Annotated in this window: 19 protein-coding genes; 3 read left to right on the top strand and 16 right to left on the bottom strand. The window is 54.3% G+C overall.

What is annotated here, in order from left to right; all coding sequences use genetic code 11:
• Positions 1–50: 50 nt before the first annotated feature.
• Both VOI14_RS01925 and VOI14_RS01920 read right to left on the bottom strand, forming a co-directional pair.
• Positions 51–2,372, bottom strand: coding sequence for a Tex family protein (locus VOI14_RS01925; protein WP_323750329.1), 2,322 nt, complete (start codon positions 2,370–2,372; stop codon positions 51–53).
• Between the two features lie 56 nt (positions 2,373–2,428).
• A complete protein-coding gene (locus tag VOI14_RS01920) occupies positions 2,429–4,156 on the bottom strand; it encodes a bifunctional diguanylate cyclase/phosphodiesterase (protein ID WP_323750328.1) in 1,728 nt (575 codons plus the stop codon).
• Between the two features lie 141 nt (positions 4,157–4,297).
• Here VOI14_RS01920 and rep point away from each other — a divergent pair, with 141 nt between their 5' ends.
• On the top strand, positions 4,298–6,316 hold the full coding sequence (rep, locus tag VOI14_RS01915; RefSeq protein ID WP_323750327.1) for a DNA helicase Rep: 2,019 nt from the start codon (positions 4,298–4,300) through the stop codon (positions 6,314–6,316).
• A 50-nt stretch (positions 6,317–6,366) separates the two neighbouring features.
• Here rep and VOI14_RS01910 read toward each other — a convergent pair whose 3' ends face one another.
• The gene (locus VOI14_RS01910; protein WP_323750326.1) at positions 6,367–6,774 is read right to left on the bottom strand and encodes a cytochrome c5 family protein; all 408 of its coding nucleotides are present in this window, start codon (positions 6,772–6,774) and stop codon (positions 6,367–6,369) included.
• A 206-nt stretch (positions 6,775–6,980) separates the two neighbouring features.
• Between VOI14_RS01910 and VOI14_RS01905 the strand changes: the two genes are divergently transcribed.
• Positions 6,981–7,319, top strand: coding sequence for a hypothetical protein (locus tag VOI14_RS01905; RefSeq protein ID WP_323750325.1), 339 nt, complete (start codon positions 6,981–6,983; stop codon positions 7,317–7,319).
• A gap of 13 nt (positions 7,320–7,332) precedes the next feature.
• Complete coding sequence (locus VOI14_RS01900) at positions 7,333–8,433, top strand: phospholipase A (RefSeq protein ID WP_323750324.1); 1,101 nt, start codon at positions 7,333–7,335, stop codon at positions 8,431–8,433.
• A gap of 113 nt (positions 8,434–8,546) precedes the next feature.
• On the opposite strand, the gene VOI14_RS01895 is transcribed toward VOI14_RS01900, so the two are convergent.
• From VOI14_RS01895 to VOI14_RS01835, 13 genes are all read right to left on the bottom strand, one after another.
• The gene (locus VOI14_RS01895) at positions 8,547–9,899 is read right to left on the bottom strand and encodes a phosphomannomutase (protein ID WP_323750323.1); all 1,353 of its coding nucleotides are present in this window, start codon (positions 9,897–9,899) and stop codon (positions 8,547–8,549) included.
• 9 nt (positions 9,900–9,908) lie between these two features.
• Positions 9,909–10,385 (bottom strand): bacterioferritin, encoded by a 477-nt coding sequence (gene bfr, locus VOI14_RS01890; protein WP_323750322.1) that lies wholly within the window; start codon positions 10,383–10,385, stop codon positions 9,909–9,911.
• 151 nt (positions 10,386–10,536) lie between these two features.
• On the bottom strand, positions 10,537–10,743 hold the full coding sequence (locus VOI14_RS01885) for a bacterioferritin-associated ferredoxin (RefSeq protein WP_323750367.1): 207 nt from the start codon (positions 10,741–10,743) through the stop codon (positions 10,537–10,539).
• 100 nt (positions 10,744–10,843) lie between these two features.
• The gene (gene pepQ, locus VOI14_RS01880; protein ID WP_323750321.1) at positions 10,844–12,136 is read right to left on the bottom strand and encodes a Xaa-Pro dipeptidase; all 1,293 of its coding nucleotides are present in this window, start codon (positions 12,134–12,136) and stop codon (positions 10,844–10,846) included.
• 24 nt (positions 12,137–12,160) lie between these two features.
• Positions 12,161–13,171, bottom strand: a complete 1,011-nt coding sequence (locus VOI14_RS01875) for an oligopeptide/dipeptide ABC transporter ATP-binding protein (protein WP_323750320.1) — start codon at positions 13,169–13,171, stop codon at positions 12,161–12,163.
• Positions 13,168–14,166 carry an ABC transporter ATP-binding protein gene (locus VOI14_RS01870; protein WP_323750319.1) on the bottom strand — a complete coding sequence of 333 codons (999 nt, stop codon included), beginning with the start codon at positions 14,164–14,166 and terminating at the stop codon, positions 13,168–13,170. The genes VOI14_RS01875 and VOI14_RS01870 overlap by 4 nt, the downstream gene beginning before the upstream one ends.
• A 4-nt stretch (positions 14,167–14,170) precedes the next feature.
• Positions 14,171–15,103, bottom strand: a complete 933-nt coding sequence (locus VOI14_RS01865) for an ABC transporter permease (RefSeq protein WP_323750318.1) — start codon at positions 15,101–15,103, stop codon at positions 14,171–14,173.
• Positions 15,100–16,149, bottom strand: a complete 1,050-nt coding sequence (locus tag VOI14_RS01860) for an ABC transporter permease (RefSeq protein WP_323750317.1) — start codon at positions 16,147–16,149, stop codon at positions 15,100–15,102. Before VOI14_RS01860 ends, VOI14_RS01865 begins: the two co-directional genes overlap by 4 nt.
• A 79-nt stretch (positions 16,150–16,228) precedes the next feature.
• Positions 16,229–17,791, bottom strand: a complete 1,563-nt coding sequence (locus VOI14_RS01855) for an ABC transporter substrate-binding protein (protein ID WP_323750316.1) — start codon at positions 17,789–17,791, stop codon at positions 16,229–16,231.
• Between the two features lie 164 nt (positions 17,792–17,955).
• Positions 17,956–18,387: a hypothetical protein gene (locus VOI14_RS01850; protein WP_323750315.1), complete on the bottom strand. Its 432-nt coding sequence runs from the start codon at positions 18,385–18,387 to the stop codon at positions 17,956–17,958.
• Positions 18,388–18,416: 29 nt separating this feature from the next.
• Positions 18,417–20,144, bottom strand: a complete 1,728-nt coding sequence (locus VOI14_RS01845) for an EAL domain-containing protein (protein WP_323750314.1) — start codon at positions 20,142–20,144, stop codon at positions 18,417–18,419.
• A complete protein-coding gene (locus VOI14_RS01840) occupies positions 20,137–20,553 on the bottom strand; it encodes a response regulator (RefSeq protein WP_323750313.1) in 417 nt (138 codons plus the stop codon). The genes VOI14_RS01845 and VOI14_RS01840 overlap by 8 nt, the downstream gene beginning before the upstream one ends.
• 17 nt (positions 20,554–20,570) lie before the next feature.
• Positions 20,571–21,857: a sensor histidine kinase gene (locus VOI14_RS01835; protein WP_323750312.1), complete on the bottom strand. Its 1,287-nt coding sequence runs from the start codon at positions 21,855–21,857 to the stop codon at positions 20,571–20,573.
• Between the last annotated feature and the right edge of the window lie 60 nt (positions 21,858–21,917).

Below are 21,917 nucleotides of genomic sequence, written 5' to 3'. Positions count from 1 at the left end.
CGGCAGCGTGCGCTTCATCGCGCACGCCACCACTGAATCATGAATAGGGGTTAGCGACCGTCTTTTCGCGCCGAAGCCAAAGCTTGGGCTAACGCACCGGCCATCGCTCCCTGGCCCTGGCTTCCCTGCGGCTTGCTACCGGAGCGCTTGCCAGCTCGATCACCGCCTTTGGCAGGCTTCGCTGACGTTTCAGCACCCGGCTGGTCGTCCATTCGCATGGACAAAGCGATCCGCTTTCGGGGGATGTCCACTTCCATGACCTTAACCTTCACAATATCACCCGCCTTCACAACTTCGCGGGGATCTTTGACGAAAGTATTAGATAAAGCGGAGATGTGCACCAAGCCGTCTTGATGCACACCAATATCAACGAACGCGCCGAAATTAGTAACGTTAGTGACCGATCCCTCGAGAACCATTCCTGGTTTCAAATCGCTCAGGGTTTCGACACCCTCTTCGAAACTGGCAAAGCGGAATTCAGGGCGCGGGTCGCGGCCCGGCTTCTCCAACTCTGCGATGATGTCTTTCACGGTGGGCAAACCGAACTGTTCGGTGACATAGTCCTGCGGGTTCAGACTGCGCAGGAAGCTGGTATCACCCATGATGTTTTCCACCTTTCGACCGCTGCGTTTGGCAATGGCTTCAGCCACGCCATAGGCTTCGGGGTGAACGGAAGAGCTGTCCAGCGGGTTATCGGCACTGGCAATCCGCAAGAAACCAGCGGCCTGTTCGAAGGTTCGATCGCCCAGGCGTGCGACCTTCAATAGCTGCTTACGGCTCGAAAACACTCCGTTCTGGCTCCGGAAATCGACAATATTTTGAGCAATGGTCTGGCTCAAGCCGGACACTCTTGCCAGCAATGGCACAGACGCCGTGTTCAAGTCGACGCCGACGCCGTTAACACAGTCTTCCACAACCGCGTCCAGGCTACGGGACAATTGCACCTGAGACACATCATGCTGGTACTGGCCCACACCAATGGATTTCGGCTCAATTTTCACCAGTTCCGCCAGCGGATCCTGCAGCCGGCGGGCGATGGACACCGCACCACGGATGGTCACGTCCAGATCCGGCAGTTCCCGAGAGGCAAACTCCGAGGCTGAATAGATGGACGCGCCAGATTCATTCACCACAATGCGAGCCAACTTCAATTCCGGGTGACGCTTGGTCAGGTCTGCCACCAGCTTCTCAGTTTCCCGAGAGGCCGTGCCGTTACCAATAGCGACCAGCTCAATCTTGAATTTCTGACACCAGGCCGCCAGCTGGGCAATCGAACGATCCCACTGATTCTTCGGTGCATGAGGATAAATAGCGCCATGATCCAGCACTTCGCCGGTGCCATCGATGACCGCCACTTTGACACCGGTACGAAGACCGGGGTCCAGACCCAGCGTTGGCCGAGGCCCTGCGGGCGCCAACAGCAGCAAGTCTTTGAGGTTGGCGGCAAACACATTGATGGCTTCGGCTTCGGCGGCTTCGCGCACCTGAGCCATCAAGTCCGTTTCGATCTGCGTGGACAGCTTCACCCGCCAGGTCCAACGCACCACTTCACTCAACCATTTATCGGCGGCGCGGCCGTTATCACGAATGTTCCAGTGGCCAGCGATGCGCTGTTCGGCCGGGTGTGGCTGGCGACGATCGTCTTCGCCATCACCCATGACAATCGAAAAAGTCAGCACGCCCTCATTACGCCCGCGCAGGATCGCCAATGCACGGTGCGAAGGCACTTTCTTAAGCGGCTCAACGTGGTCGAAGTAGTCCCGAAACTTGGCGCCTTCGGTTTCTTTACCGGCTACCACCGTCACTTTCAGCTGCCCGTCCTGCCAGACAAAGTTTCGCAGTGAACCCAACAGCTCAGCGTCTTCGGCGAAGCGTTCCATCAGAATATAGCGGGCACCATCCAGAGCGGCTTTGGTGTCATCAATGCCAGCTTCCGCATTCAGATAGCCTGCAGCGGTGGCTTCGGGGTCCAACGTGGGATCGTCGTATAAGGCATCGGCCAAAGGCTCCAGGCCGGCTTCACGAGCGATCTGGGCCTTGGTGCGACGTTTGGGCTTGTACGGCAGGTATAAATCTTCGAGGCGGTTCTTGGTCTCGGCAGCACTGATGCTGGTTCGCAGTTCGTCGGTCAGCTTACCTTGTTCATCGATACTCTTGAGGATCGCCCCACGACGGTCTTCGAGTTCTCGCAGGTAGCGCAAGCGCTCTTCCAGAGTTCGCAACTGACTGTCATCCAGCGAGCCGGTCACTTCTTTCCGGTAGCGGGCAATAAACGGAACCGTGGATCCTTCATCCAGCATAGCAACCGTGGCGTTAACCTGTTGCTCGCGTACTCCAAGTTCTTCAGCAATGCGCTGGGAGATACTGTTCATGCAACCTCTGTAATATCGCTTGCGAAATTAAAGCGCAAAGGTACAGCGGCTTCCCGCTACAGGCAAGCAGACTGATTCTGTCGGGTTAAAAATTGCACAAGTTCATTCCAGGGCATGGGGCGGGCGAAATAATATCCCTGAATCTCATCGCAATGCTGCTGTTGCAGAAATTCAAGCTGCTCTTTGGTCTCCACACCTTCAGCCACCACGCTCATGTGCAGACTGTGAGCCAGGGTAATAATGGCGCGAATAATGTGTTCCGCGTCCGCCGATTTCCCCAAGCCCTGAATGAACGACTTATCAATCTTGACCAGCGAAATCGGCAAGTGCTGCAAATTGCTCAAAGACGAATATCCGGTGCCAAAATCATCCAGCGCAAAACTGACACCTAACTGATTGAGTTCACGCAGGCAGCGATGGGCATACTCAGGGTCATGCATCATGGCGCTTTCGGTTAACTCTAACTCCAGCAAGCTGGTATCAACGTTGGCATTAAAGATAATCCGGAAAATGGTTTCGGTCATTTTCGGATCATGGAACTGCCGGAACGATAAATTCACCGCCAGCACCAGACCCGGGAAGCCCAATTCGGCACTTTCCTGCAAGCGCTGGCAAGCTTGCTCAATGACCCAGTACCCAATTGGCACAATCAGCCCGCTGCGCTCAGCCACGGGGATGAATTCATCCGGCCCGATCATGCCTCGTTTGGGGTGATTCCAGCGCAGCAAGCACTCCATTCCGCGCACCTCGCCAGTCGCCAAATCGATTCGCGGCTGATAATACAATTCCAGCTCTTGCCCGCGGATTGCATGCCGCAGGTCCGCTTCCAAACGTAATTGATGCCCGGTCGAAATGTGCAAGTCTCGATTGTAGAAACGGTAGCTGGTGCCGGTGTCCCGCTTGGCCTCGAACATCGCCCGGTTGGCTCTGCGCATCAACTCCTCCGGGCTGTCGCCCGCTTCCGGATAGGTCGCCACGCCCAAACTGGCACTGATCACAATGCTTTGGCCATCAATGACAACGGGCTCGGGCACGGTCATTACCAGCTTCCGGATGACCTGACTGAGATCCAGAGAGTCCTCAACTTTTTCAATTATAATCGCCAGCTCATCACCGCCGATACGAACCAGAGAATCCACCCGCCGCAAGGTCTGGCGCAGGCGCTCAGCCAGCTGAACAATTAACTGATCACTTTTCTGGTACCCGAAGGATTCATTGATGCTGCGAAAACTGTCCACGTTCAAATGCATTAACGCGAGCCGAGTCTGGGTCCGCTCCGCGCGCAAGAGAGCTTGTTGTAAGCGGTCAAAAAACAGATCCCGATTGATAAAACCGGACGCCACCTCCCGGCCTAATTGCCCGTGAGCATATCCGGACAGTTGCTCGCGATACCACAGACACTTAACGGCGCGCCGAAAACCCCATGCTTCCAGACCTTGTCGGCACAAGTAATCCGCTGCGCCCCCTGCTTGCATTTCCGGCCCTTTTACCTCGCAGGCTTCGGCACTTATCGCCAGAACAGGCTTATCACCTCCGGAGACCGTTAGATATTGAAGGAAAGAGGATTCGCAACCAGCGTGGAAAACACAATCCCAAACAATGACATCAAAACTGGCGTTGTGGATCAGATCATCACAATCGATAAGATCGGGACACCAAGTAGCATCCGGATTCAATTCGGCATCACTCGACAGCATGGCCTGATACCACAAAAAATCGGCGTACTGGGGAGTCAAAACAAGAAGACGTAAGTGGTCTCGCCTGCTGTCGGGCGGCAAAGTCATCGCACAGAATCCATGTATCGTTAAGCGTAACATCCGTAGTTTCTAGCATAGCTCATAGATCCCCAAGGTACATACCGCTGTGCTGGTGTAGAATGTACAGCTCACATCTTCTGCACGATTCTTTTACTTGGCCTCAACACTGTGAACAAGCTAAACCCCAGACAACGAGAAGCGGTTCGGTACGCAGACGGCCCCCTGTTGGTACTGGCCGGCGCGGGCAGTGGCAAAACCAGCGTAATCACCCGAAAAATTGCCCACCTGATTGAAGAGCTGGGCATTCCCGGGCGTCACATTGCCGCATTGACGTTTACCAACAAAGCGGCTCGTGAAATGAAAGAACGGGTGGGGAAAATTGTTGATCGTGGCAAGGCGCGTGGCCTGATCGTATCGACCTTCCACAACTTGGGCCTGAACATCATTCGTGATGAACACCCGCATCTGGGTTACCACCCCGGCTTTTCAATTTTTGATGCGGAAGACGCCAAAGCCTTACTTCAAGATCTGACGATGCGCGACGGCAGCGCCGAGGCCGGCGACGAAGTCGGCGATGTGCAGATGACCATCTCGTCCTGGAAGAACGCTCTGCGCAGCCCCACTGAAGCCTATAGCAAAGCGGCCGACGAACGGGAACAGCGCATCGCGATTATCTACAAGCATTACAACGAATATCTGAAAGCCTATAACGCGGTCGATTTTGACGACTTGATTCTGCTGCCGGTACAGCTGTTCCGGGATTTCCCGGATGTACTGGCCAAATGGCGCAAGAAAATTCGCTACCTGCTGGTGGATGAGTATCAGGACACCAACGTCTGCCAGTACGAATTGGTTAAACAGCTGGTGGCCGAGCGCGCCGCGTTTACCGTGGTAGGCGACGACGATCAGTCGATCTACGCCTGGCGTGGCGCGCGTCCAGAGAATCTGGTGCAGCTCAAGGAGGACTTTCCGAGCCTGAAAATTGTCAAACTGGAGCAGAACTACCGTTCCACCGCTCGCATTCTTCGCAGTGCCAACACCGTCATCGCCAACAACCCACACGTCTTTGAAAAGGCGCTGTGGAGTGATCACACCATCGGTGAAGAAATTCGTATTATTCGGTGTCGCAGCGAAGATGCCGAAACGGAAAGAGTCGCCACCGAGATACTGGATCAAAAGCTCAAGAACGGCCTGAGCTTTCAGGATTTTGCCGTGCTGTACCGTGGCAACCATCAGGCCCGTTTGCTGGAGATGAAACTGCAGGCGTACCAGATTCCGTATCGGCTCTCCGGTGGCCAGTCGTTCTTTTCCAAGAGCGAGATTAAAGATGCGATGTCGTATCTGCGGCTGATGATCAACCCCGACGACAACGCTGCGTTCCTGCGGGTGGTAAACGTACCCCGGCGAGAAATTGGCCCGCGTACGCTTGAGCAACTGAGCCACTACGCGCGCTCTCGCAACGTCAGCCTGTTCAAAGCCTTGAGCGACATGGGCGCAGAAACCCACGTGACGGAAAAAGGGCTGGACCGCCTTCGCCGCTTTGCCCACTGGGTCGACAAAACCTGCGAGCGCCTATTCTCGGAAGACCCAATTCCGGTGATCAAGCAGCTGTTTACCGACATCGAATACGAAGAATGGCTGCATCAGCATTCCGGCAGCCCAAAACAGGCGGAACGCCGGATGGAAAACATCTGGTACCTCGTGGAATCCATCCAGCGCATGCTGGACGACGGCAAAGGCACCGCCGACGAGCTGGGTATCGAGGATGCCATCGCCAAGCTGATTCTGCGCGACATGATGGAGCAGCGGGAGGAGGAAGACGACAGCGACAAGGTGCAGTTACTGACGCTGCACGCCTCCAAGGGTCTAGAGTTTCCCCACGTGTTTATTATGGGCCTCGAGGAGGAAATCCTGCCGCACCGGAGCAGCATTGAAGAAGGCAATATTGAAGAGGAACGGCGACTCATGTACGTGGGCATCACCCGCGCCCGGGAAACCCTGTCGCTGACCTATGCGGCCTCGAGGAAGCAATACGGGGAAAAACTGGAAACCATTCCCAGCCGTTTTCTGGATGAGTTACCCGAAGAAGATGTGAAATGGGAAGGGCTGGGCGACCAGGACAAAGAAGCCAACCAGAAAAAAGGTAAGGCAACGCTCAGTGCGCTGATCGGAGATCTCGGCCTCTAAACCAACAAAGCCCCGCAACATGCGGGGCTTTGTTGTATTGCAAGCCAAACTTACTGGCTTGACTCTACCATGTGCTCAACCGCTGCGGTGATTTCTTCATCCGAGCAAGAAGCACAACCACCTTTCGCCGGCATAGCATTGAAACCGTTAAGTGCATGATTAAACAACGTTTCCATGCCTTTATCGATGCGAGGAGCCCATGCACCGGCATCACCGACCACCGGTGCACCTGCAGCACCCGTCGCGTGGCAAGCCATACAGGTTGTATCGTAAACTTCGCTACCAGAACGTGGTCCGGAGCTGGCCGCCGCAGCAACCGCTTGTCCGCACTCATCACCTTGCAGGCACAGTTCGCCCACTGGCTTGATGCGTTCACGAATTTCATCTTCAACACTTGCCAGTGCAGCACCGGCAGCCAGGCTAAAGCCGAGCAAACCAACAGCCAGGACTCTCTTCATCTTCACAATGCACCTCGCATTTGAGCGTTATAATATTTCGGTCGCCGCATTATAGCGATTGAGCCCCTGCAAAAAAACCAAACAGCAGAATCAGAATTTGATTTCAACCCATTTAATGACAGTTTTGTAGGCCGCAACCCAATGGTATTCATTTCCGGTTACCATAGGCGCTACTGTATCACCCTTCGCGATCTATGAGCCTTAATATGAGCCAATTACCTGCCGGCAAGCCGGATAGACGGCGCAAGCCCTTACTGATTCTCGAATTTTCCTGTTTGGCGATTCTATTGACCTCCATGGGCTGGTTCAGCAGTCAGTCCAGTGCAGACAGCCCGATCAGTCCAGCTTGGCTATTACTCCCCGCAGTTGCCAGCCTTGGCGTTTTCCTGAGCTTTATCGGCTTGATGTACCTGCGCTGGGTCGCCTCAGTCCGTGATGACCGCCGCACCCGCCACAAGATCATCTTTGTATTACTGGCCGTGACGCTGCTGGGTGTTTGGGTATACGGCATCGGTAACACCTGGCTAAGCCTCAACGCCCGCTAATAGGACCGCCCCCATGACCTTACGACTTTATCTTGCTCTGTGCGCCACCTCTCTGGCACTGGCTTCGCCGGCGTGGGCTGAAAGTAAAAAAGACGAGAACAACGTGAATTGCGCCCTCATCGTCGAGGGGGTGCAGCGGCTTGCTTGCTACGATACTCAACATAACCCGCAAGCGGCCCGACAAAAAGCGAAGGAGGAAGCTGTGGAGCAAGCAAGCCAGCGTGCCGAGGCGTTGGCGTTTGACGAGGAACAACGCGAGGAGATCGTTGGAAATGCCTTGGCGGGCGACCCGGATTCGGGGGTTATGGATTCTCTGGTCAGTAGCTATCTGGAGGCCGAAAAAAGCCTGTTCAATTTCACCGGAAGCTTTGTCTCCCATAAACCCAATTACTTTTTGCCCCTGACCTGGGTAAAAAATCCGAACTACACCCCATACAGCCCCCGGCTAGGTGCCACGTTTTACGATTACGACCTCACTCGGGAAGAGGCGAAGTACCAGCTCAGTTTCAAGGTGCCGCTGTTGACGGGTATTTTCGATAAGAAGACCACGTTCTGGTTTGGTTATACCCAGAAGTCACTTTGGCAGGTGTATAACCAGGATCAGTCTGCGCCGTTCCGGGAGACCAATTACGAGCCGGAGTTGTTTGTTCGTCATCAGCTGAACTGGAACATCGGGCCGGGCACGTTAAACACGGTGTCGGTAGGACTCAATCATCAGTCTAACGGGCAGGCGGACCCGCGTTCACGGAGCTGGAACCGTATTATGGGTTCGGCGGCGTACAGCTATAACCGGTGGTTGTTTATGGTGAGGCCTTGGTTGCGGCTTCCTGAGCGCAGTAGTGATGATGACAATGCCGATATCGAGCGGTATTTGGGGCACGCGAGTTATCACGCGGTCTATAAGCTGACGGAGGATCGTACGTTTTCTTTGAAGCTGTTGAATAATTTGCGGTCGGATAACCGGACGTCGGTGGAGTTTGGTTATAGCTTTCCCATGAGTGATTCGTTGAAGGGCTTTTTCCAGTATTACAACGGGTATGGGGAGAGCTTGATTGACTATAACGTGCGGATTGAGCGGTTTGGCATTGGGATTATGCTGAACGATTGGCTCTAAGCTATAGAGTAGAACAAGGTGCGGGGCACCCCTCTAAAACGGAAAACGTGGTTTTCCAGATAGTTTAAGAGGGGTGCCCCGCACCTTGTTCCCGTATTTCGTACTGGGTTTCTTTAAATGTTCAGCTTTTCCATTTCTTCCAACAATTCTTTCGTTTTCTCTTCCATCAGGGCTATGTCAGCTCTGGATTCGACGTTCAGGCGGACCACCGGTTCGGTGTTCGACATGCGCAGATTGAAGCGCCAGTTGTCGAATTCTACGCTCAGACCGTCGACGAAGCTGATGTCTTTGGCGCCGAAGGAGTACTTCTGTTCAATCGCCGCAATCACTTTCGCCGGGTCATTGATGGTGCGGTTGATCTCGCCGCTGGCCGGGTAGGCTTCTATTCTGGCGTCGATGAGAGACGACAGGGATTGGCCGGACTGGCACAGGCGTTCAGCGATCAGTAACCACGGGATCATGCCGCTGTCGCAGTAGGCGAAGTCACGGAAGTAGTGGTGGGCGCTCATTTCGCCACCGTACACGGCGTCTTCGTCGCGCATTCTTTGCTTGATGAAGGCGTGGCCGGTTTTGCTTTCAATGGCTTTGCCGCCGGCGGCTTCGACCAGGTCCTGGGTGTTCCAGACCAGTCTTGGGTCGTGAATGACGCTGCCCGGGCCGGTTTTTCTCAGGAATTGATCCGCCAACAGCCCGACGATGTAGTAGCCTTCAATGAACCGGCCGTTCTCGTCGAAGAAGAAGCAGCGATCGTAGTCGCCATCCCAGGCGATGCCCATTGCAGCGCCGTGTTCTTTGACCGCGTTGGCGGTGGCTGCGCGGTTTTCTTCGAGGATGGGGTTGGGCACACCATTCGGGAAGTTTCCATCCGGCTGGTGATGCACTTTGATGAATTCGAATGGCAGGTGCTTTTCGAGTTCATCAATGACCAAACCGGCGCCGCCGTTGCCGGCGTTGACGACGATTTTCATCGGCTTCAGCGCTGCCGCATCAATGTACCCCAGCAGGTGGTCAATATAAGCACTGGTGACTTCCAGTGTTTCGTGTCGGCCTTGCACCGGCGCATCGGCGAACGGCTCTTTCACTCGGTCACGGATCTCGTTCAAACCGTTGTCTGAGCTGATGGGCCGGGATTCCGGGCCGACCATTTTCATGCCGTTGTGGTGCTTGGGGTTGTGGCTCGCCGTGACCATGATGCCACCGTCCACACCGTAATGACTGGTCGCGAAGTACACGTACTCGGTTCCGCATAAACCTATGTCGAGCACGTCTGCGCCTGCAGCCATCAAGCCGGAGCTCAAGGCTTCGGCAATTTCCGGGCTGGATAGGCGGATGTCGTAGCCGACGATGACCTTTTTGGCACCCGTAATTTCAACGTAAGCCCGGCCGATTTTCTCGGCCAGGATCGGGTTCAGCTGGTCCGGAACGCTGCCGCGCAGGTCATAGGCTTTGAAGCAAGACAGATCCATTGTACGTCCTTACTCTGCTGCAGATGACTGAAGCTGGATGTAATTTTGAATGCCCATCTGCTTGATCATTTCCAGCTGGGTCTCCAGCCAGTCGATGTGCTCTTCTTCGCTGTCCAGTATGCTGCGGAACAGCTGGCGAGAGGTATAGTCGTTCACCGCTTCGCAATGGGCTATCGCTTCTTTCAGATCAACGTGGGCAATGTGTTCGATTTTAAGATCGCACTCGATCATTTCCTGCACATGCTCACCAATCAGCAGTTTGTTGAGGTCTTGCAGGTTAGGCAGGCCTTCGAGAAACAGAATGCGCTCGATCAACTGATCGGCGTGTTTCATTTCATCGATGGATTCTTCGTATTCTTTGGCGGCAAGCTTGGTGATGCCCCAGTCTTTGTACATGCGTGAATGCAGGAAATACTGGTTGATGGCCGTCAGTTCGTTAGCGAGTACCTTGTTCAGGTACTGGATGACTTTTTTATCACCTTTCATTACAGCGCTCCTCATCTCTCCGTGGCCGCTTCAAGTCCGAAACGATGCCAGGGCTGGTTAAGGTTCAGCGAATTCGCGCCGAACTCCCGTATCAAAAGACAAGGATAGCGTGTTAAAGCATTTTTCTAAATCGGAAAGGTAAAAAGACCCGTCAGGCAGGACTGGCCAATAAATTGGCCAAGGCTAAATAATCTGATGAACGGGTCTCTTTCAGTATACTGCGAGCCATGCTTGCACAGCGGCCACACTGGGTGCCGACACCCAGCTCTTTGCCGAGCTGACGCACAGAGGAAACACCATTTTCTGCGGCTTCACGGATATCTCTGTCGGTAACTCCGTGGCAAACGCATACGTACATAAGAGTGGTCTCACTAACGATAACAATGTTAGTGATAATTATTGTCATTACCATCACCGATTGCAACCCCAGTTGCGTTATTTTTGTGCAACGGGCGGGATCAGGATTCCGCTTCGCGGGTCAGGTTGCGACTCCCCGTATCAGTCACCAGCACATTGTCTTCAATGCGGATACCGCCACAACCCTGCAATTCGGCCAGCAGTTCGCGGTTGAGGTGATGCCCGAGAGGACCAGTCAGCAAGGGCTCCAGCAACGACGGAATGAAATACAGACCAGGCTCGATGGTCACCACCATGCCCGGCTCCAGTGTTCTCGTCAGGCGCAGAAACGGGGCGTCGGAGGGTGGCGGCACCGGCTTACCGGCAACATCGTGAACCTGAGCTCCGAGAAAATGACCGATACCGTGGGGGAAGAATGCTCGGGTGATCCCTTCCGCTACGATTTCTTCGTCACTCAGCCCGGTGACCAGACCCGCCGCGCTCAGAAGGACGGCAATACCTTGGTGGGTTCGGCGATGGATGTCTACATATTCAACACCCGGAGCCACCATGTCACACAAGCGGAACTGCAACTGTTCAAGACCTTGCACCAGCGCCGAAAAACGCCCTTCTCCTACCCCGGCCGTGGTGCGGGTAATATCAGAGCAATACCCCCGATAACGCACACCGGCATCGATCAACAGGCTGCGTGACTTTGCCGGAGTTGCGGTGGCGTAATACTGGTAATGCAGCGTGCCGGCGTGTTCATTGACACCAATAATGCTGTGATAAGGCGCTTCGGCCTCACGCTGCCGGGTTGCTTGCTGGTAGGCCAGGCTAATATCAAACTCGCTGGCGCCCGCCAGAAACGCATCGCGTGCGGCTCGGTGGCCGGCCACCGCCAAAACGTTGGCCTTGGCCAAGCAGGCTATTTCGTAGGGGGTTTTGTGCACTCGGGTTTCATTCAGTGCAGCGCACAGGGCCTCCGGGTTGTGGCTCCCCGGCAGGTCGGTCAGCAAACTTGGGTCCCCGATAACCGCTAACTGGTTTACGCCGTCAAATTCAGGTGTCTCTCGACTTTCACTAAACACCAACTGAAACTCTTGGTGCCAAGGTTCTGGAGTCAGCTCCAGAGTCGCATGCCAGAAGTCCACCGGTTGATACAACGACAACAACGGCTTATGCCCACGCCGTATCAGCAGCCAAGCGTGCTCAAGGCCGGATAACCCGGTCCAGTGCAAGAATGGCCCATACCCCTGAAAGGTCCAGCCCTGATCGTCACCGTATTGCATCGGCGCCGCACCGGAGCTGATCAGAAGCCCGTCATAACCCTGCGCACCCATCGCCTCGTCGTAACGACCCTGCAGCGTTTTCACGTGATCTACCTGCAGCGCCAAGCGTTCGCTCTCCGACATGTCGATTCCCCAAAATGTGTATCGTTACAGCCGCCCTTCTTCCACCCCGTGACAGGCAACCTGTACGTTGGCATCGGTGGCTATCAGCCTCGGTACTTCGGTGCGGCAGCGTTCGTTGGCGTGTGGACAACGGCCGTGGAAAACACACCCCGAAGGCAAGTTTACCGGCGTTGGCACTTCCCCTTGCAAGCGAATGTAATTGGGCCGTTCATCTTCCAGCTTGGGAATAGCGGACAACAAGGCCTGCGTGTAGGGATGGCGAGGATGAGCGAACAAAGTTTTGGTATCCGCCAGCTCACACACCCGGCCCAGATACATCACCGCAACCCGGGTGCCAAAGTGTTCAACGACAGCCAGGTCGTGGGTAATGAACAGATAGGTCAGGTTGCGGGTTTCCTGAGCGTCCATCATCAGGTTCAGTACCTGTGCCTGGATAGAGACATCCAGCGCCGAGATGGGCTCATCGGCAACGATAAATTCCGGGTCCACGGCAAGCGCCCGGGCAATGGCGATGCGCTGGCGCTGGCCCCCGGAGAATTCGTGGCCAAATCGGCTACCCCAGTCGGGATCGATACCCACAGACTGCATCACCTCCTGGACCTTGGCGCGCACCTCACTCTGAGACAGATCCGGCTGGTGAAAGCTAACCGGCTCTTCCAGTGTTTGTTGAATGGTCATGCGTGGATTCAGAGACGCATAGGGGTTTTGGAAGATCATCTGCATTTTACGGCGATACGGCAACACATCCCGACCTTTCAAGTCATCAATGCGTTTACCGTCGTAGTGGATCTCGCCAGCTGTCGGGGACAACAACCCCATCACCGTGCGCGCAACCGTCGACTTGCCACAGCCAGATTCACCCACCACACACAGGGCTTCGCCTTTTTGCACCTGCAAATCGACACCGTTGATCGCGTGTACCGCTTCTTGCTTGCGTTGGAAACGGCCATTTTTGAAGGTGATTTGCTCCAGCAAACTACCGGACAGATCAAACTGCTTTTCCAGACCACGAATCTCAACCAAGGGGGAGGTCATGTGCGCGCCTCCTGCATGTGTTTCTCCTGTTCAATCCGCTTGCTGACCTCAAAACACGCGACGTCGGCATTTCCAGCACGAACATACTCCGGCATCGCCTGCCGGCACTCATCGGTCGCGTACTGACAGCGGGGGTGGAACGGGCAACCGGTGGGAACGTTCTTGAGCGACGGCATAGAGCCCGGAATCTGAAACAGTCTTGCTCCGGGTTCACCCATTTGTGGCAAGGCGTTGATCAATCCTCGGGTATACGGGTGCTGAGCGTTGTCGATGACATCCCGAGTCGGGCCCTGCTCGATGATGCGGCCCGAGTACATCACCAGCATCCGCTGGGTCACCTGAGACACCACGCCCAGATCGTGAGTGATCAGCATCAGTGCCACGTTTTCCTGCTCGCACAGGTGTAGCAGCAAATCCATGACTTCAGCCTGAATGGTGACATCCAGCGCCGTGGTGGGCTCATCCGCGATGATGACTTCCGGGTCCAGCAACAAGGCAATGGCAATGATCACCCGCTGGCGCATCCCGCCAGACAACTCATGGGGATACTGGTCCAGTCGCGTCTCCGGCGACGGAATTTGCACTTTTTTCAGCCGGTCGAGCGCAATGCCTCGGGCTTCTTTCTTACTGATTTTGCGATGCGCCAGAATGGCCTCAACCATCTGCGTACCAATGGTGAGCACCGGGTTCAGGGTCATCATCGGATCCTGAAAAATCATCGCGATGCGGTTGCCCCGAATCTTGCGCAACTCTCGCTCGCTCATGGCGGCCAGATCTTTACCTTCAAACAGGATCTGGCCACCGGCAATGTAGCCCGGCTTGGCGATCAGGTTCAGGATAGAGAACGCCGCCACCGACTTACCGGCACCGGACTCTCCGACCAAACCCAGACGCTCGCCCTTGTCGAGACTGAAACTGATACCACGCAGGGCCGTTAAATCACCACCACGCACGGCAAAACGCACATCCAGATTTTTCACTTCCAACAGTGCCATGGCGTTACCCTTTATACAGCCGTGGGTTCATCACATCCCGCAACCAGTCACCCAACAGGTTGATGACCAGTACGAGCACCACCAGCACCAACCCCGGAATCAAGGTGATCCACCAGGAGCCGCTCTGAATGTAATCAAAACCGGATTTGATCAAAGACCCCAGGGACGGCTGGGTCTCCGGCATACCCAAACCGAGAAACGACAGCGCTGCTTCGGAAATGATGGCGTTGGCAATCTGCACCGTGCCAATGACGAAAATCGGTGACAGGGTGTTGGGCAAAATATGACGGAACATAATGCGTGGCGTACCGAAGCCCATGACCTTGGCGGCGTCCACGTACTCTTTCTTCTTCTCTGCCAACACCGAGGCGCGCACGGTACGCGCGATCTGCGGCCATTCAGCCACACCAATGATGAAGATCAGCATATAGATGGCAATCTCGCCGAACATCAGGTTACCGAAACTGGCCTTAAAGACCGCACCCACAATGATCGCAACCATCAGTGTCGAGAAAGACAGCTGCACATCGGCGATACGCATCAGCACCGCGTCGACCTTGCCACCCAGGTAGCCGGCCAACAGACCGAACAGGACACCAAGAATCGATTGCAGCAACACGGCCCCGAAACCGATCATCAGCGACACCCGGGTGCCGTACAAAATGGTCGAGAGCATATCCCGCCCCTGAGCGTCAGTACCCAACGGAAAGGCGGGGTCAGAGCCGTCCAAACCGACCGGTGGCAACTCGGAATTCATGATATCGATCTGGGCCAGATCGTAGGGATCTGCCGGTGCGAGCATCGGTGCGAACACAGCGGCCAACACCATCGACAGCAAGACCAAAAAACTGAGAATGGCGACCTTATCGCGTTTAAAGCTGTACCAAAAGAAGGACTCGCGGAAGCGGTCCCAGCGGGAAACCGTTGCCGTTGTCATGCTTTCTTACCTGCCAGTTTGACGGTGGGATTAACCAATCCGTAGATCAAATCCACCAGAGTGTTGGTAATCACAAAGATCAGGCCCACCACCATCAAGTAAGCCACAATCAGCGGAATGTCACTGCGGGTAATCGCTTCCAGGAACATCAACCCCAATCCGGGCCACTGGAACACTGTCTCAGTCAGGATGGTGTAGGCCACCATGATGCCAATTTGCACACCACCGACCGTAATCACTGGCAACATGGTGTTTTTCAAGGCATGAAGGAAGTTGATCCTGCCCGCACTCAAGCCTTTAGCCCGGGCAAAACGAATGTAATCACTCTGCAACACCTCCATCATTTCCGCGCGAATCAGACGGATAAACAACGGCAACATGATTGAGGCTAATGAGATGCAAGGCAGCAACAGATGGGCCAGGCCTTCGCGGGTAAACAACCCCGACTCCCAGGTGCCAAACAAATGAACAAGGTCATCGCCACGGCCGTAAGAAGGCAAGCCGCCTTCGGTGGTCAGGAACTCGTTCATCCATTGCCCCCATCCGGTATCACCTGGAAACCAGTTCACGGTCACACCAATGGAGAACAATTGAATCAACACAATGGCCGTTAGAAACACCGGTATGGAAATCCCCACCGTGCTCACGCCCATAAAAAATTTAGACAGCCATGCTTGTGGCCGAATGGCGGCGTAAACGCCAATAGGCACCGATAAAAAGATGATGATTAAACTGGCGCCAATGACCAGCTCCAGAGTGGCAGGCAGGTGCTCCGCAATCACTTCCAGCGCAGGTTTGCTGTAAAAATAGGAGTTGCCCAGGTCGCCCTGAATGGCTTTACCGGCAAACCGAAAATATTGAACCAGGAAGGGATCATTCAATCCCAACTCTTCTCGAATGGCTTCCCGTTCCTCTTCCGAAACGGACATGCCCACCATTTCCTGAAGCGGGTCCCCGAGACCATCCTGTATGGCAAAGGCAATAACACTGATCACAAACATGACCAGCAACGCCTGGGATATCCGCTGAACCAAAAAAGCTAGCATGAAGGCTCACCGTTAGTAAGTACTGATGTACCCCTCTCCCAGAACGGAAGAGGGGTTTGAGAACAGCAACTAATACCCGTTATTCAACGACGAGATCACCCAGATACGGGAAATTCATGACGTTGAGTACAGGCGCGATGTCGACGCCTTTCTTGGACGCCCATGCCAGATCCTGCCAATGCAAAGGCACAAATGCCGCATCGTCGTACAAGCGCTGTTCAACTTCCTGCAACATGGCCGCACGCTTGTCGAGGTCGGTCTCGACGTTGGCCTTCTGCACCAGTGCGTCGATTTCCGGGTTGCAGTAATTGCCCGCATTGTACTGGCCAGCGCCGGAATCTGATTCCGGGCAGAAGGTCAGGAACTCGAAGAAGTTGGCAGAATCCTCGGTATCCGAGTGCCAGCCAATCAGCATCATGTCTGCGGCGCGGTTATCATACTCCGGCCAGTACTGAGCTTTCGGCAAGGTTTTCAGATCCACCTTGATATTGATCCGAGCCAGCATAGCCGCAGCCGCCTGAGCGATTTTGTCATCGTTCACGTAGCGATTATTCGGCGCCATCATGGTGATGGTAAAGCCATCCTCGTAACCCGCTTCTTTCATCAACTGCTTGGCTTTGGCCACATCAAACCGGGGCTTGAGGCTTTCGTTGTGGCCCTGATAACCGGTTGGCGACATCTGGGCTGCTGGCGTGGCAAAGCCCTTCATGATTTTGGCAGCAATGCCTTCCTGATTGATGGCATAAGCTATGGCTTGGCGCACCTTCGGGTTCTTGAACGCTTCAACCCGTTCCTGGTTCATGTGGAACAAGATGATGCGGGTACCGCTCATGGTCACCAGCTCACTGTTGCGGTCGCGTTTGATACGGTCCAGATCATTGGGTGGCACAGGCGCAATAAAATCCACACCGCCCGACAGCAGTGCTGACACACGGGTCGCGTTTTCTTTGATCGGTGTCAGGATAATTTTGCCCACGTTGCCCGGCGATTCGGTGTCCCAATAGTCATCAAAGCGATCAAACTCGACACGCACACCCTGGCGGCGTTCAGCTACTGTAAAGGGCCCGGTACCGGAGAGGTTTTCAGAGGCAAAGGAGTTGCCGTGTTTGAGAATGGCGCCTTTGTCCTTGCCGTCTTCGGTCTGGCCGCTGTAAAACTTACTGTCCAGAGGGAAGATGTAGGTCGCGGTATTCAACAGCAATGGATAGGGCTCAGAGGTCATCAACTCGAAGGTGTAATCATCAATGACTCTGATACCGCTAAAGGGCTTAAAGATGGCTTTGAAGTCTTGGCTTTCTTTCAGGCGATCGTACGTAAATTGCAGATCGGCCGTGGTCAGTTCATTACCCGAGTGAAACTTCACACCTTTGCGAAGGGTAAACCGCATGGTGTTTTCATCCACGCGCTCCCAACTTTCCGCCAGACGCGGCTCAAAACCAAGATCCTTGGTCCAGCGGATCAGTGGATCAAAACTCATATGAGACAATTGCAGTATGCCACCAGACAACTGTTCGTGAATGTCCAACGTGACCGGGTCAGAGTCGTAAGCTACTTTAAGCTCTTTCGTTGCCTCAACCGACCAAGCCATAGGCGCCGCAGCCAACGCCATCGTACCTACCATCGCTGCCAATAGTTTTTTCATCGTTTACCTCATCGTTATTATAGATTTTATTGGTACATCGATATGGCATCTGAACTCGATGTCTAAGCTCAAACCTAGCTGGCAAAGTACGTTACATCAACAGCAATTGTTCGTCAGGGGTCTTCAGCAGGAAGTCGCGAGGGCGCTTCCGGTCGGTGTGCCGTTCACGGTGTTAACGCCACCTTGAACCAATAGGCCTCAATGACCCGCATAACCTCGACCAAGCCCTGAAAACGGACAGGGACACGAATCACCGAGGCCGCGCCGTGCATATACAGGCTCGTGAGATCGAATTGTGCTTGATCCCCGTAAAAGATAATGAGCGGCACATGCCCGAAGCGCCCCGATGCTTTCACTTGCAGGATCCAATCATCGACGCTGGTCGTCTGTTCGCCAATCAGATACATCACCAAATGGGGAAACGACTCCGAATCCACAGCAAGATCCGCAGCGCGCGCGTCAAACTCTGCTTCGTTAGCCAGCACCGTTAGATTGTGACCCAGCGCATTCATTCGCAGCGCTTCTTCGAGGTCTTCACCTTCTTTACTGGCGGCAATCAGCCACACGTTCAAACCCACTCTTCTTGGATACAGCATCGTCTCTCCCTAACCTGCTGTCATTACCATCACTGTTGTTCGAGGTCGGCTCGCATTCGCAAAGCCCACTCACTGGCTTCTTCAAAGTTCAACGGCGTAGATACGAGATACCCCTGCCCTAGCAAACACCCTATTTTCTGAAGCGACAGCAACTGCTCCGGGGTCTCAATCCCCTCGGCGATGACGTCCATGCCCAGTGACCTCGCCATGGTCACAATAGCGGTGCAAATTTCTGGTTCCTTCAAATCAACCAAACCTTCAGACACGAAGCTTTTATCAATCTTCACAATATCGGCCGGAAATTGTCGCAGGTAACGCAAAGAGGAATACCCGGTTCCAAAGTCATCAATGGCGATTTTGACACCCAGCTCCCGCAACCGGACCAGTTCGTTAGAAACACGGCCATGTTCCTCAACACCGTCCAGCAAACTTTCCTCCGTGATTTCAACCTCAAACTGATCCAGCGCGACCCCATTGGCAGAGGCCATCGCCTCTATGGCCTCAACAAACTTGCCGGACTTCAGTTGCAGTGGCGACACATTGAGAGCGATTCGGCAGTTCGAGACCCCACGTGCTTTCCAATCACTCAAGTACTCACAAACTTTCGATACCACCCACTCCCCGATCGGCACAATCAAACCGGTCTTTTCCGCAACCGGAATGAACTCAAACGGAGAGATCATCCCCTCTTCACCCGAATGCCAACGCAACAAGGCTTCAAAACCGAATAAACGCTGATCCTCCAGAGTCCACTGCGGCTGCAGATACAATTCGAACTGGTCGTGCTCCAGTGCATGCCGCAACCCTTTTTCGATATAGAGATGCCTTTCGAGCTGGGTTTGCAGGTTCGCGGTAAAACACTGAATTTTGCTTACACCCTTTCGTTTCGCCTCATAAAGCGCAATGTCTGCTTTTTGCATCAGTTTGATGGGCGTATCACCATTTTCCGGATACAGGGCAACACCGACACTGGCCGTGATATTCAGTTCGTGTGCGCCCACCGGAGATGGATGAGATAGAGCGACCACGATCTTGTGCGCCACCGCCAAGGCATCACCGGCACTGTGCAGGTCATCAATAAGAATGGTGAACTCATCACCGCCAATGCGCGCAATGAAATCGGCTTCCCGGACCACCGACCTCAAACGGTCCGATATGAGCATCAACAACAAGTCACCCGTTGGGTGACCCAGTGAATCATTGATTTCCTTGAAGCGATCAAGATCCAGAAACAGCACCCCCAACCGTCCGCCGGAGCGTTTGCATCGAGCCAGTGAGCTTTCCAGAATTTCTTCAAACAGAAGTCGATTTCCCAACCCGGTTAACGGATCCCGCTTCACTAACCTTTGCAGCGCCAGTTCAGATTCTTTGTGCCGAATCGCATGACGGATCGTACGCTCAAGCAAGGGCAAACTGACCTCACCCTTGGGCAAAAAATCGGCAGCACCAAGTTCAAGCACTTCGTCATCAAGTTTTTGCGAATCTGCCCCCGTCAAAACGACAATCGGAACTTCGCAATGTACTCTTCTGGCTTCCCGCAGGATGTCACAGGCGGTTTCCCGACCCAGAAAGTAATCAATTAAAAACACATCACATTCCGGGGCCAGTAATTCCTGACGCGCCTCGTCCAGCGAACCGAAATGGCACAGTTGGAACCGATACCGGGTCGAGCCTAGAAGCAGCTCATCCAGGATCAGGAAATCGGCGGGGTCATCGTCGACAATGTGCACCCGAATCGTTTTCTTGTGACTAACCACTAGGCAGCTCCACAACTGAACACCAATAGGCGTTGAACGCTTTCACCTGAGTCACCAGCTTTTCGAAATCCACAGGCTTGGCAATGTAGGAATTCGCACCCATTTGGTAACTGTTGAATATCTCTTCTTCCCTATTGGACGTGGTCATGACGATCACGGGCAGAAACCGCAGCTTCGGGTCGTTCCGGATTTCAGCCAGACATTCCCGGCCATCCATTTTGGGCATGTTCAGATCGAGAAGAATGAGACCAGGCATGGGATATTCGTTTTCATCGGTATAAGGCGGTTCCCGCCTGAGATAACGCATCAGCTCAACACCATTCTCGACGAAATAAATTGGATTGACCGCTTTTGCCTCGTCAAACGCTTCCTTGGTTAACAACTGATCGAGCGGATCGTCATCTGCCATTAAAATCGGCACGGGGTTCAAAAGCTGCCTCCTGACTCGGCGGCCAGCGGCAAGTCAAAGCGGAACCGCGCGCCCTGTCCCTCATTGCTTTCAGCCGAGATAGAGCCCCCGTGTCGCTCTACGATTTTTCGGCAAATGGCGAGCCCCATCCCGGTTCCCTCATATTCGCCCCGCCCATGCAACCGTTTGAACACCTCGAAGACCTGATCTTTATAAGCGCCATCGAACCCGATTCCATTGTCTGTGACAGTGACTTCACAACGACCGGGCAAGTCACTCTGGCACGCGGCTATCTCAATCACCGGCGGGGTATCCGGCGAGCAATATTTCAGAGAGTTGCTGATAAGGTTCTGCATCAACGGCCTCAGTTGGGCGGGGTCTCCGTGAACCCTGCACAGGTCGCCAACCCGAATAACCGCATGGCTATCCTCGATGCTGAGCTGTAAATCCCGGCAAGCCTCGTCGACAATACGATGCAAGCTCAGGTCTTCATGCCCTTCGTCACTGGAACTGATACGACTGTAACTGAGCAGGCTGTTGAGCAATGCGTCCATGCGCTCGGCGGCTTCCCGTATATAGCGGACAAACTGCTCGCCTTTTTCATTAAACTCTCCGTACTTGCCGGTCATCAGCATCTGGGTAAAGGCCATCAGCTTGCGTAGCGGCTCCCGGAGGTCATGGGAGGCAATAAAGGCAAACTGTTCGAGGTCTTCGTTGGAGCGTTCGAGCGCACGCGTTTGCTGCTGCTGTTGTTTTTCCAGACGACTCCGCTGCTCAATCTCTTGTTCGAGCCTCAGTTTGGTTCGCGTCAATTCTTCGATCTGCCCTTCCAGATCAAATCTAGCCTTCTCGAGATTTTGCTCCGTCTCGCTCCGGCGAATAATTTCCGATTCCAGCTCCATGTTGGCCGCCTGCAACTGGGCCGGGCGAGGCAACGCCAGCGCCCGCGGAATCAGCGGCCAAACGAGAGCTGCGGTAATCAGTGAGACCACGGCCGTCAGCGCCTTGAGGAACCCGGAAAGATAATAGGCCCCATTCCAGATGTTATAGACCGCCATCAGGTGGGTAACGCCACAGCAAAAGATGAAGAGGGCAAACAACAAAAACATCCATTCAAACTCGATATCTTTGCGTTTATGTAGCAGCACGTACAAAGCGAGGGGGATCGTGAAATAGGCGACAGCGATGAGCGTATCGGAAATAGCATGGAGGGCTAAGAGGTCCGACCGCCAGAGGTAGCAGTGACCATGCCCCATAAACGTCATATCCAGCCATTCTGGCAATATGGATGCAGCATCAGCCATGGGAAGACCCCTCCGTTGGCACTGACTTAAAGCAACGAGCATGGCTTCGTTATCGTGTTG

It is taken from the genome of Marinobacter sp. (genome assembly GCF_034669625.1).
Taxonomy (GTDB): Bacteria; Pseudomonadota; Gammaproteobacteria; order Pseudomonadales; family Oleiphilaceae; genus Marinobacter.
The sequence above is the reverse complement of the archived record's forward strand: the minus strand, read 5'-3'. Positions and strand labels throughout refer to the sequence as shown.